Annotated in this window: 11 protein-coding genes and 1 pseudogene; 6 read left to right on the forward strand and 6 right to left on the reverse strand. The window is 70.7% G+C overall.

The genetic code is table 11. The annotated features are described in order from the left end of the window. Nucleotides 1-31 precede the first annotated feature (31 nt). Entirely contained in the window at nucleotides 32-700 is a 669-nt protein-coding gene (locus AB0M54_RS42640) for an HAD-IA family hydrolase (protein WP_364478124.1), read from the reverse strand. A 552-nt stretch (nucleotides 701-1,252) separates the two neighbouring features. Further along, a complete protein-coding gene (locus AB0M54_RS42645) occupies nucleotides 1,253-1,909 on the reverse strand; it encodes a DUF4386 domain-containing protein (RefSeq protein WP_364478127.1) in 657 nt (218 codons plus the stop codon). Between the two features lie 66 nt (nucleotides 1,910-1,975). Between AB0M54_RS42645 and AB0M54_RS42650 the strand changes: the two genes are divergently transcribed. Continuing rightward, the gene (locus tag AB0M54_RS42650; RefSeq protein ID WP_364321734.1) at nucleotides 1,976-2,611 is read left to right on the forward strand and encodes a TetR/AcrR family transcriptional regulator C-terminal domain-containing protein; all 636 of its coding nucleotides are present in this window, start codon (nucleotides 1,976-1,978) and stop codon (nucleotides 2,609-2,611) included. Here the strand turns inward: AB0M54_RS42650 and AB0M54_RS42655 are convergent. From AB0M54_RS42655 to AB0M54_RS42665, 3 genes are read right to left on the reverse strand one after another with little or no spacing between them, the layout of a single operon-like run. Further along, the gene (locus tag AB0M54_RS42655; protein WP_364478181.1) at nucleotides 2,586-4,298 is read right to left on the reverse strand and encodes a glycerol-3-phosphate dehydrogenase/oxidase; all 1,713 of its coding nucleotides are present in this window, start codon (nucleotides 4,296-4,298) and stop codon (nucleotides 2,586-2,588) included. The genes AB0M54_RS42650 and AB0M54_RS42655 overlap by 26 nt on opposite strands. Nucleotide 4,299: 1 nt before the next feature. After that, nucleotides 4,300-5,805, reverse strand: coding sequence for a glycerol kinase GlpK (gene glpK / locus AB0M54_RS42660; RefSeq protein WP_364478130.1), 1,506 nt, complete (start codon nucleotides 5,803-5,805; stop codon nucleotides 4,300-4,302). Next, nucleotides 5,798-6,631: an MIP/aquaporin family protein gene (locus AB0M54_RS42665; RefSeq protein ID WP_364321742.1), complete on the reverse strand. Its 834-nt coding sequence runs from the start codon at nucleotides 6,629-6,631 to the stop codon at nucleotides 5,798-5,800. Before AB0M54_RS42665 ends, glpK (AB0M54_RS42660) begins: the two co-directional genes overlap by 8 nt. A 126-nt stretch (nucleotides 6,632-6,757) precedes the next feature. Between AB0M54_RS42665 and AB0M54_RS42670 the strand changes: the two genes are divergently transcribed. Together AB0M54_RS42670 and glpK (AB0M54_RS42675) are read left to right on the forward strand one after the other, a co-directional pair. After that, nucleotides 6,758-7,519 (forward strand): IclR family transcriptional regulator, encoded by a 762-nt coding sequence (locus tag AB0M54_RS42670; RefSeq protein ID WP_364478133.1) that lies wholly within the window; start codon nucleotides 6,758-6,760, stop codon nucleotides 7,517-7,519. A gap of 2 nt (nucleotides 7,520-7,521) precedes the next feature. After that, a complete protein-coding gene (glpK, locus tag AB0M54_RS42675) occupies nucleotides 7,522-9,015 on the forward strand; it encodes a glycerol kinase GlpK (protein WP_364321748.1) in 1,494 nt (497 codons plus the stop codon). Nucleotides 9,016-9,127: 112 nt separating this feature from the next. Here glpK (AB0M54_RS42675) and AB0M54_RS42680 read toward each other — a convergent pair whose 3' ends face one another. Then, the gene (locus AB0M54_RS42680) at nucleotides 9,128-9,346 is read right to left on the reverse strand and encodes a hypothetical protein (RefSeq protein ID WP_364478136.1); all 219 of its coding nucleotides are present in this window, start codon (nucleotides 9,344-9,346) and stop codon (nucleotides 9,128-9,130) included. On the opposite strand from AB0M54_RS42680, the pseudogene AB0M54_RS42685 reads away from it, so the two are divergent. The 3 genes and pseudogenes from AB0M54_RS42685 to AB0M54_RS42695 all read left to right on the forward strand — a co-directional run. After that, a pseudogene (locus AB0M54_RS42685) lies at nucleotides 9,240-9,620 on the forward strand (ABC transporter substrate-binding protein); the annotation flags it as partial. The gene AB0M54_RS42680 and the pseudogene AB0M54_RS42685 overlap by 107 nt on opposite strands. Nucleotides 9,621-9,744: 124 nt before the next feature. Then, nucleotides 9,745-10,647: an ABC transporter substrate-binding protein gene (locus AB0M54_RS42690; RefSeq protein ID WP_364478139.1), complete on the forward strand. Its 903-nt coding sequence runs from the start codon at nucleotides 9,745-9,747 to the stop codon at nucleotides 10,645-10,647. Next, on the forward strand, nucleotides 10,644-11,936 hold the full coding sequence (locus AB0M54_RS42695) for an ABC transporter permease subunit (protein ID WP_364478142.1): 1,293 nt from the start codon (nucleotides 10,644-10,646) through the stop codon (nucleotides 11,934-11,936). Before AB0M54_RS42690 ends, AB0M54_RS42695 begins: the two co-directional genes overlap by 4 nt. The last annotated feature ends 77 nt before the right edge of the window (nucleotides 11,937-12,013 follow it).

Below are 12,013 nucleotides of genomic sequence, written 5' to 3' on the forward strand. Positions count from 1 at the left end.
CCCGTCACCACCCTCATCCGGCCGCGTCAGCTCAACCAGCACGCGGAGTGAGCGCGGCCAGGATCGCGTCGAGCGACCGGCTTGCGGCGTCGGGCAGGAGCATGTCCGCATGGGTGAACCGGCCATGGTCGGCATGCCGGTTCGGCACGGCCACGCACGGCAGACCGGCCGCCCGCGCGGCGGCGACCCCGTGCGCGGTGTCCTCGAACGCGACCGCCTCCCGCGCCGGCAGGCCGAGCCGATCCAGGGCCAGCAGGTAGACGGCCGGATCCGGCTTGTGCGCGGTCACCTCATCGCCGGTCGCCAGCACTTCGAACCGCGCCCTCAGCCCGGTCCGATCCAGCATCGCGCCCACGTGGTGAACACCGGAACTGCTCGCCACCGCCAGCCGCAACCCCAGCTCACCGGCCCGATCCAGCCAATCCACGATGCCGGGTGCGGGTTCCAGCGCTTCGTTCAGGGCGGCGCGGTAGGCCATGCGCTGCGCATGGCTGGACGCCCGGTCGTAGGCCGGCCCGACGGCCTCGGCGAGCGCGGCGTAACGCGGCTCGTTGGCGTCGCCGCCATGGTCGGCGAAGAAGCCGGCCGAGTCGAGTTCCAGCCCGTGCTGCCACCACTCCCAGCGCCAGCTCTCCAGCAGCGTGGTCTCCGTGTCCATCAGCAAGCCGTCGAAGTCGAAGATCAGCGCCTTGGCGGTCACAGAAACCAGTATGGTCCGGGCCAGTCTTTCCCCTCGCCGACCTTTTTCCCTCTTCTCATCGGGCATCGGGTGCAGGTCGGCCGGCTCCCGGCGGGGTGCACGCTGCCCTTGTCCATTGCCCGGCGAGCCGCGGTCAGTTCGTCAGATCCGTCTTTCCAGTCCGGCGATGCGTTGACCTCGCTCAGCGGGCGCGGGCTCGGCGGCCTAGAACCGGCGAACGCCCTCAGCCCGCTGCCACCAGGGAATCTAACGGCTATCGCTGATATAAGTGAGGCTGGCATCTTGGCGAGGCGGCCCAGCAGCGCTCGGCGGTGGCGCCGCGTTAGCGGCGGGGGTGACCACTCACTCAGGGTGCAGGGAGGGCGGCCGCGGAAGCGGAGCGTGCGGCCGCCCGGACCGACCTCGGCGGGAGCGACGGTCTGTACCACCCACCCAGGCGCGACATGGGTGTTGATCTTGATGCCAGACACGCGTTCGGGCAGCTCGGGTTCGGGTTCAAGAGCGCCGATCCGGAGTACGGCCGGATCTACGGCGTGGCGCAGGGCACGACGGTCAGGAGGCCGGCGCCGGTGAAGGCGCGGGCCGGACGCCGAGGATGAGCAGGTAGCCGATCATCCAGAACTCGCCGACGGTGGCGGGCACGACGAGCAGGTCGGCGACGACCCCGGCCGACGGGAGCAGGGCGCCCACGAAGGCGCTCACCACGTACCCGACGCCGCCGGCCACCAGGACCCACCCGAGAGCCCGCGGCATCAACGCCGAGCGCAACACCCACAGGCCCATCGGGATCAGCCACAGCCCGAAGAACAACCCGCCGACCTCCCACAGCTGCCCGCTGATCAGGTAGAGCGTCTGCACCGCCGCGGCGTCCGGCCCGACCTGGAGCGCGGCGCCGAGCAGGGCCGCGCTCACCAGCACGACCACGGCGTTGACCAGGCCGAACGCCGCCACTCCGGCCGCGGTGAACCGATCGGCGCGGTGGAACAGACGGTAGAAGCCGGCCGCCGCCAGCGCCTGCGTCAGTACGGTGAACAGTTCGAGCGAGACGCCCAGCCGGGCCAGCCCGGGGTCCGCGGTCAGGCGGGACAGGGTCGCGGCCGGATCACCGGCGACGAACAGGGCCGGCCGGATGGTCAGGAAGCCGAGCGCCCCACCGGCCGCGAGGCCGAGGTAGAGCAATCCGGTGACGCGGGCAATGCGAACGGACATGACGGCCCCCAGGGCGACGACGCGACCTTACGGCGCAAGGTAACCATACGATGTAAGGTAGCGGCAATGGTCAAGCAGGCACTGAGTCGCGAGCGGGTGCTGGGCGCGGCCGTCGCGCTGGTCGACGCCGAGGGGCTCGCGGCGTTGACGATGCGACGGCTGGCGGCCGGGCTCGGCGTCGAGGCGATGTCGCTCTACTACCACGTGCCCAACAAGGAGGCACTGCTCGACGGGGTCGTGGAGACGGTGCTGAGCGAGATCCCGCCGACCGGTGAGGGGGCGGACTGGCGCGAGACGCTGAGACGGCAGTTCCTGGCGGCCCGCGAGGTGATGATCCGCCATCCGTGGGCGCCGGGCCTGCTGGGGAGCCGCAGGTCGATCCCGGCGGCGGTGTTCGGGTACTACGACCGGATGGTCGGCACGATGCTGAAGGCCGGCTTCGACCACCATCTCGCGCACCGGGCGCTGCACGCCTTCGGCAGCATGCCGCTCGGCTTCGCGCAGGAGGTCTTCAGCCCGGCGGCGCCGGACGCGGCCGGGGCCGATCTCGCCGAGCTGGCCAAGGCTGTCCCGCACCTCACCGCGATGGTCGCCGCCGAGGTCAACGACCACGGCGGCGACACGCTCGGCTGGTGCGACAGTCAGGCCGAGTTCGAGTTCACCCTCGACCTGCTGCTCAATGGGCTGGAGGCGCGGAGGTGAGCGGGACGACCTCGGGGGCGCCCAGGCGGGCCGCGTCGGCGGTCTCGTCGTCCGGCTGTTCCTGCGAGGCGCGTTCGGCCTCGACGCGCAGCCGGTAGTTCTCGACCTCCTTCTTCGTCTGTTCCGGCGTCCACCCGAGCGCCTGGGCCAGCAGCTCGGCCGCGTGCGGAGCGGCCGCGACACCCCGGTCGAAGGTCTCGATGGAGATGCGGGTGCGCCTGGTCAGGACGTCCTCGAGGTGGCGGGCGCCCTCGTGCGTGGCGGCGTAGAGCAGCTCGGCCCGGAGGTAGTCCTCGGCGCCTTCGACCGGCTTGCCCAGGGTCGGGTCGTCGGCGATCACCGCGAGGATCTCGTCGACCAGCGCCCCGTACCGCCCGAGCAGATGTTCGAGCCGGGCCACGTGCAGGCCGGACGACTCGGCGAGCACCCGGCGGCGGTTCCACAGGGCGCGGAAGCCGTCGGCGCCCAGGAGCGGGACGTCGTCGGTGCAGGAGGGCGGGACGGCCCGGCCGAGGTTGTGTACGCAGGCGTCGACCGCGTCCTTGGCCATCACCCGGTACGTCGTGTACTTGCCGCCGGCCACCACGACCAGGCCGGGCTGCGGGCTGGCCACGGTGTGCTCCCGGCTGAGCTGGGAGGTGGATTCCGACTCGCCCGACAGCAGCGGCCGCAGCCCGGCGTACACCCCTTGCACGTCGACCCGGCTCAGCGGCGTGGTGAGGACCTTGTTGACCTCGGCCAGCAGGTAGTCGATGTCGGTGCTGGAGGCGGCCGGGTGCGCCTTGTCCAGGGCCCAGTCGGTGTCCGTGGTGCCGATGATCCAGTGCCGGCCCCACGGGATGACGAACAGCACGCTCGACGCGGTGCGCAGGATCAGGCCGGTGCGCGACTGGATGCGGTCGCGCGGCACGACCAGGTGGATGCCCTTCGAGGCGCGGACGTGGAACTGGCCCCGCTCTCCCACCAGCGCCTGGGTGTCGTCGGTCCACACGCCGGTCGCGTTGATCACCTGCTGTGCCCGTACCTCGAAGGTGGTGTCGTCCTCGAGGTCGTGCACCCGCACCCCGGTCACGCGCTCGCCCTCACGCAGGAAGCCGACCACCTCGGTGCGGCTGGCCACGTGGGCGCCGTACGCGGCCGCCGTGCGGGCCAGGAACATCGTGTGCCGCGCGTCGTCGACCTGGGCGTCGTAGTACTGCAGGGCGCCGACCAGGGCCTCCTTCTTGAGCGCGGGGCACTCGCGCAGCGCACCGCGCCGGGTGAGGTTGCGGTGTCGCGGGAGCCCGCCGCCGAGCGCCATCGTGTCGTAGAGGGTGACGCCGCTGCCGGCGTACGCCCGCTCCCAGACGTGATGTTGCAACGGGTAGAGGAACTTCACCGGGCGCACCAGGTGTGGCGCGAGGCGGGTCAGCAGCAGCCCGCGCTCGCGCAACGCCTCCCGGACCAGGGCGAAGTCGAGCATCTCCAGGTAGCGCAGACCGCCGTGGATGAGCTTGCTGGACCTGCTCGACGTGCCCGAGGCGAAGTCGCGCGCCTCGACCAGGCCGGTGGACAGGCCGCGCGTGGCGGCGTCGAGCGCTGCGCCCGACCCCACCACGCCGCCACCGACCACCAGCACGTCCAACTCGGCGCCGGCCAGCGCCGCGAGGGCGCCGCGCCGGTACTCCGGGGACAGTGCTTCCTTCATGTCAGTCCACATCCACCCAGTTCAGGGTGCGTTCGACGGCCTTCTTCCATTTGCCGTACCCCTCCTCGCGCTGTTCTTCCGACCAGGTCGGCTGCCAGCGCTGGGACTCGTTCCAGTTCTCGCGCAGCTCGTCGGTGTTCTTCCAGAAACCGACGGCCAGGCCCGCGGCGTACGCGGCGCCCAGCGCGGTGGTCTCCGCGACGACCGGCCGGCTGACCGGGACCCCGACGACGTCCGACTGGATCTGCATGCACAGGTTGTTGACCGTGATGCCGCCGTCGACCTTCAACACGTCCAGGGTTACCCCGGAATCCTGGGCCATAGCGTCCACGACGTCGCGACTTTGGTAACAGATGGCCTCGAGGGTGGCCCGGGCGATGTGCGCGTCGGTGTTGAAGCGGGAGAGCCCGACGATCGCGCCACGCGCGTCGGAACGCCAGTACGGCGCGAAGAGCCCGGAGAACGCCGGTACGAAGTACACGCCGCCGTTGTCCGGCACCGTGGCCGCGAGCCGTTCACTCTGGGCCGCGTCGTTGATGATGTGCAGCTGGTCGCGCAGCCACTGCACGGCCGACCCGGTGACCGCGATCGAGCCCTCCAGCGCGTACACCGGGGCCGCGTCGCCGAACTTGTAGCAGACCGTGGTGAGCAGCCCGTTGCTCGAGCGGACCAGGTCGGTGCCGGTGTTGAGGAGCATGAAGTTGCCGGTGCCGTAGGTGTTCTTGGCCTCGCCGGGCGCGAAGCACACCTGACCGACCATGGCCGCCTGCTGGTCGCCGAGGATGCCGGTGAGCGGCACGTTGCCGCCGAGCGGCCCGTTGTCCAGGGTCGCGCCGTAGGTGTTGGGGTCGGACGAGGGCCGGATCTCCGGGAGCATCGAGCGCGGGATGTTGAAGAACGACAGCAGCTCGTCGTCCCAGTCCAGCGTCTCGAGGTTCATCAGCATGGTCCGGCTGGCGTTGGTCACGTCGGTGACGTGGTTGCCGCCGGTCAGGTTCCAGACCAGCCAGCTGTCGGTGTTGCCGAAGATGGCGTCGCCCCGCTCGGCCGCCTCGCGGACCCCGTCGACGTTCTCCAGGATCCACTGGATCTTGCCGCCGGAGAAGTAGGTGGCCGGCGGCAGCCCGGCCTTCTGCCGGATGACGTCGCCACGGCCGTCGCGGTCGAGGGCGGAGGCGATCCGGTCGGTACGGGTGTCCTGCCAGACGATCGCGTTGTAGTAGGGCCGGCCGGTGTTCTTGTCCCAGACCACGGTCGTCTCGCGCTGGTTGGTGATGCCCAGCGCGGCCAGGTCGTTCGGGCCGAGCCCCCGGGCCTGCATCGCGGTCCGGACGACGGCGACCGTACGCTCCCAGATCTCGATCGGGTTGTGCTCCACCCACCCGGCCTGGGGCAGGATCTGCTCGTGCTCCAGCTGGTGCCGCCCGACCTCGTTGCCACCGTGGTCGAACAGCATGAATCGGGTGCTGGTGGTGCCCTGGTCGACGGCGCCGACGAAGTCAGCCACGGGTTGCCTCCTGTGTCTCGGTGGTGGGCAGCTCGCCCGGCTCCTGGATCGCCGCGGACGGAAGGAACCGTCCGATCAGCGTCTGGTAGAGCCCGGCGCCGATCAGGCCGCCGATGATCGGGGCGACGATCGGTATCCAGAAGTACAGGTAACCCGTCTGATCTCGGAACGCGCCACCGTATCCGGTGAAGAAGCTGGCGAGTCGCGGCCCGAAGTCACGCGCCGGGTTGATCGCGTAGCCCGCGTTCGTGCCCCAGGCCATGCCGATGCCGACGACCAGCAGGCCGATGATGAACGGGGCCAGGTTGGCCGACGGCGGGGTGTTCGCCGCGTCGGTGATGGCCAGGATCAGGAACAGCAGGATCGCGGTGCCGATGATCTGGTCGCGGAACGCGCCCCACTCGCCGACCGGCAAGGTCCCGTTGCCGGGCAGCGTGGAGAAGACGCCCTGGGTCTTGATCGTGAGGCCGGGGTCGGCGGCGTGCAGGACCTCGGTGTAGTTCCAGCGCACCAGCAGCGCGGCGACGAACGCGCCGAGGAACTGGGCGATCGAGTAGGGGGCCACCTTGCGCCATTCGAAGCCCTTGAAGACCGCGAGCGCGATGGTGACGGCAGGGTTGAGATGGGCGCCGCTGATCCGCCCGGCCACGTACACGCCCAGCATCACACCGAGTCCCCAGGACCAGGCGATGCTGTCGTGATCTCCGATCTCCGCGCCGGCGACCTGCGCGACGACGCCGACACCGAAGAGGATGAGGATCATGGTCCCGGCGAATTCGGCGGCGAGCTCGCCCCAGATTCCCGGGATCTTGAGTCGTTCGGCCATGTGCCCTCCTGACGCTGGATGCACAGGACGCTAGGTAGCGGCACGAGCCCGAACAATGAACGCCGTTCGACATTGCCGAACGCTCAGCCCCTTGCGTCGTTCACCCGATCGCATGAAGCTCGAAACATGCCTGGAACAGTGCAGTCCATCGAGCGGGCCGCCGCCGTGCTGCGGCTGCTCGCCGGCGGCACCGGCCGGCTCACTCTGGGTGACATCGCGCACTCGCTCGATCTGGCCAAGGGCACCACCCACGGCATTCTGCGTACGCTCAAAGCGGTCGGCTTCGTCGAGCAGGACCGCGCCACCGGCCATTACCAGCTGGGCGCGGCCATGCTCCGGCTGGGCACCGGCTACCTCGACATCAACGAGCTCCGTTCCCGCTCGATCAACTGGGCCGACCCGCTGGCCGCGCGCAGCGGCGAGGCGGTGCGCATCGGCACCGTGCTCGACGGTCAGGTGCTCGTCGTGCACCACGTGTTCCGCCCCGACGACACGTTCCAGACGCTCGAGGTCGGCGCGCTGCTCCCGTTGCACGCCACGGCCTTGGGCAAGGCGCTCCTGGCGTACTCGGCGGCCGGAGCGCACCCACCACCGATCTTGGACCGCTTCACCCACCGCACCCTGGTCACGGCCCGCGCGCTCAGTATCGACCTCAGCCACATCCGGGCCGTCGGGTACAGCGTCGAGATCGAGGAACTGACCCCCGGCGAGGCCGGCGTCGCCGCCCCGATCCGCGGGCACGGCGGCCTGGTGGTCGGCGCGATCGGCATCTCCGGCCACGTCGAACGGGTCTGCGACACCCACTACCAGCCTCATCCCCAGCTGGTGACCTACGTCCGGGATACCGCCCGGGCGGTTTCGAGGGATCTCACCGCTGTGGGGAGATGACGATGACCGAGCGTTACGTGGTCGCGATCGACCAGGGAACGACGTCGACGCGATGCATCGTGTTCGACCGCCGCGGTCAGCTGGTGTCCCTGGCCCAGCAGGAGCACAAGCAGTATTTTCCGAAACCGGGCTGGGTCGAGCACGACGCCATGGAGATCTGGCGCAACGTGGAGCGGCTCGGGCCCGAGGCGCTGCGCCGGGCCGGCATCACCGTGGACCAGGTGGCCGCGGTCGGGATCGCCAACCAGCGGGAGACGGTCGTGCTCTGGGAGCGGGACACCGGCCAGCCGGTCGGTCACGCCATCGTCTGGCAGGACACCCGCACCGACGCGCTGGTCAACCGGCTGGCCCGGGAGCCCGGGGCGGCGACCGTGCATGATCGTTCGGGGCTGCCGCTGGCCACGTACTTCTCCGGGCCGCGGGTCCGCTGGATGCTGGACCGCACCCCGGGGCTGCGCGAGCGGGCCGAGCGCGGCGAGGTGCTGTTCGGCACGATGGAGACCTGGCTGATCTGGAAGCTCACCGGCGGCCTGCACGTCACCGACGTGACCAACGCCAGCCGCACGATGATGATGGACGTGCACACGCTCGACTGGTCGGCCGAGTCGCTGGCCTTCTTCGGCGTCCCGCGGGCCATGCTGCCGGAGATCCGGCCCTCGGTGGGGGTGTTCGGCAAGGCGAGGAGCGCTTTCCCGGGGGTACGGATCGGCGCGGCGCTGGGCGACCAGCAGGCGGCGCTGTTCGGGCAGACCTGCTTCACGCCGGGCGAGGGCAAATGCACCTACGGCACGGGCAGCTTCCTGCTGCTGAACACCGGGTCCGAACTGGTCCGGTCGACCCACGGGCTGCTCAGCACGGTCGCCTATCAGGTGGCCGGCTCCCCCGCGGCGTACGCGCTGGAGGGGTCGATCGCGATCACCGGGTCGCTGGTGCAGTGGTTCCGCGACCAGCTCGAGCTGATCGCCAGCGCGCCGGAGATCGAGACGCTGGCCCGGACCGTCGCCGACAACGGCGGCTGCTACATCGTGCCGGCGTTCTCCGGGCTGTACGCGCCGCACTGGCGTTCCGAGGCGCGCGGGGTGATCGTGGGGCTGACCTCGTACATCACCAAGGGCCATCTGGCCCGGGCGGTGCTGGAGGCGACCGCCTGGCAGATCCGCGAGGTCGTCGACGCGATGAACGCCGACTCGGGCCTGACCCTCAAGACGCTGAAGGTGGACGGCGGCATGACCGCCGACAACCTGCTCATGCAGTTCCAGGCCGACGTGCTGGACGTGCCGGTGGTGCGCCCGCTGGCCTCCGAGACGGTGTCGCTGGGCGCGGCGTACGCGGCCGGGCTGGCCGTCGGTTACTGGCCCGACCTCGAGGGGCTGCGGCAGAACTGGCACCGCGCGGCCCAATGGATGCCCACTATGGACCCGGCGCTGCGCGAACGGGAATACCGGAACTGGCGCCGGGCCGTCGAGCGCACCCTCGACTGGATCCAGCCCGCCTAGTAACCCTATAGGATTTGTCTGTGACCGCCGCCTTCGACCCGAAGACCTGTCAGGGCGGCACGCTCACGGTGCTCAGCCAGGGCGGCATCACCCACCTCGACCCGGCCCGGCTCTACACCTCGGGCGGCGGCAACATCCCGTCGCTGCTGTTCCGCACGCTCACCACCCGCAACCGCCAGCCCGGCGACGCCGGCACCAAGCCCGCGCCCGACCTGGCGACCGACCTGGGCACCTCGTCGGACGGCGCCAAGACGTGGACGTACAAGCTGCGGGACGACATCTTCTTCGAGGACGGCACCCCGATCACCGCGGCCGACGTCAAGTACGGCATCGAGCGCTCGTTCTCGCCCGCCCTGCCCGGCGGCGCGCCCTACCTGCGCGACTGGCTGGCCGACGCGGCGTCCTACCAGGGCCCGTACAAGCAGCCCGAGGGCATCAGGTCGATCGAGACGCCGGACGAGAAGACGATCGTCTTCAAGCTGAGCAAGCCCGAGGGCGACTTCCCCTTCCTGGCCACCGCCACCCAGTTCGCGCCGGTGCCCAAGGCCAAGGACTCCGGCGTGGGGTACGAGGCCCACCCGATCTCGTCCGGGCCGTACATGGTCGAGAAGTACCAGCCCAAGAAGACCCTGACCCTGGTACGCAACCCGCACTGGAAGAACACCGGCCGACACCCTGCGCTACGCCTGCCCGGACCGGATCGAGGTCACCTCCGGCCTGGACGCCGCCGTGATCAACCAGCGGCTGGTCACCGGGGCCGGCGCCGACGCCAACGCGGTCACCACCGACGCGTCGGTCGGCCCCGAGCAGCTGGCCCAGCTCCAGCCCGGCTCCGAGCTGGCCGAGCGGGTCGCCCGCGGCGAGTTCCCGGCCACCTACTACCTGGCCTTCAACACCAGGAAAGCGCCGTTCGACGACCAGAAGGTCCGCGAGGCGCTGTCCTACGCGATCAACCGCACCTCGGTGGTGAACTCCCTCGGCGGCACCGCGGTGGCCGGCCCGTCGACCACCTTCCTGCCGCCGCAGAAGGCGCTCGGCTACCAGGAGTACGACTACTTCCCGGCCGGCGCCTCGGGCGACGCGGCCAAGGCCAAGGAACTGCTCGCCGCGGCCGGAAAGAGCAACCTGACCATCGAGCTGGCCCACGAGAACGACGACTCCAACGGGCTCGGCCCGAAGGCCGCCGCCGCCGTCCAGGAGGCGTTCAAGCAGGCCGGCGTGACCGTGAAGCTGACCGCGATCGACTCGGCGACCTACCGTGACGTGACCGGCAAGCCGGCCACCCAGCCGGCCCTGTCGCTGCAGTACTGGGGAGCCGACTGGCCGTCCGGCGGCCCGTTCCTGATCCCGATCTTCGACGGCCGGCAGATCATCACCGCGGGCGGCAACTTCAACCTGGCCCAGTACAACGACCCGGCGACCAACGCCGAGATCGACGCGATCAACGCGCTCACCGACCAGTCCCAGGCGCAGGCGCGCTGGGGCGCGCTGGATGCGAAGATCGGCAAGCTGGCGCTGACCATCCCGCTGGCCCACGAAAAAGACGTCTACCTCTTCGGCAAGAACGTCAAGAACGCGGTGCCGGACGGCTGGCGCGGCACCTACGACCTGGCCCGGGTCTCGGTCAAGTGAGCCTCGCCGCGGTCGCGTTGCGGGACCGCGGCTTCGTGGCCGGCGCGACGATCGCCACCGTGATGGTGGTGGTCGCCGTGTCGGCGCCGCTGCTCACCGCCCTGGCCGGGCAGGACCCGACCACCTACCACGACAACCTGCTCGATTCGGCGCGCGGCGGCGTACCCACCGGACCGTACGGCGGCGTCAGCGGCGACCACTGGCTCGGCGTCGAGCCGGGCACCGGCCGTGACCTGTTCGCCCGCATCGTCTACGGCGCGCGGGTGTCGCTCGGCGTCGCGGTCGGCGCGACGATCCTCCAGGTGCTGATCGGCCTGCTGGCCGGGCTGGCCGCCGGGCTGGGCGGGCGGTGGGCCGACGCCGTGCTCGGCCGGCTGTTCTACCTGGCGCCGTCCGACCCCGCGGTGCTCACCTGCGGCAAGGGCTGCACCCCGGAGCGGCTGGTCGAGGTCCGGCACGCGATGGGCGTCGACGACCCGGCCCACGTGCAGTACGCGCACTTCCTCCAGGGCCTCGTGGCCGGGCGCGACTACTCGTCCGGCGCCCAGGCCCGGCACTGTCCCGCGCCCTGCCTGGGCTACTCCTTCGAAACCGACCAGTCGGTGACATCGCTGCTCGCCGACCGCCTCCCGGTGTCCGCCTCGCTGGCGATCGGCGCCGAGGTGCTGTCCCTGCTGGCCGGCGTCGGCGCCGGCCTGCTCTCCGGGCTGCGCCGGCACCGCTGGCTCGACCGGCTGGTCAACGGCCTGGTCCTGACCGGGTACGCGGTGCCGGTCTTCCTGGTCGGCCTGCTGCTCCTGCTGCTGTTCTGCGTCGTGCTCCAGTGGCTGCCGTTCCCCGCCTACGTCCCGTTCACCACCGATCCCCTGCTCTGGGCCCAGAACCTGCTGCTGCCCTGGGTGGCGCTGGCGATCATCCAGACCGCCGCCTACGCCCGGCTCACCCGGGCCGGCATCCAGGAGACCCTGGCCGAGGACCACATCCGGACGGCCCGCGCCTACGGGCTGCCGGAACGGCGGATCATCTGGCGGCGGGCGCTGCGCGGGGCGATGTTGCCGCTGGTCACGCTGACCGCGATCGACCTGGCCTCGATCATGACCAGCGCGGTGCTCACCGAGACCATGTTCGGCCTGCCCGGCATCGGCCAGCTGCTCGTGGGGGCGGTCAACCAGATCGACCTGCCGGTGGTCGTCGGCGTGACGCTGCTCACCGGGCTGCTCATCGTGATCGCCAACGCGGTCGCTGACCTGCTCTATGCCGCCATCGACCCCCGGGTGCAGTTGAGATGACCGCGAATCCTGTGGACAACCCACCAGAATCGTCACCGCCGCGCGCTACGTTTTCGCCCACCCACAAGGGCGGGGGT

The organism is Actinoplanes sp. NPDC051470, assembly GCF_040682035.1.
Taxonomy (GTDB): domain Bacteria; phylum Actinomycetota; class Actinomycetes; order Mycobacteriales; family Micromonosporaceae; genus Actinoplanes.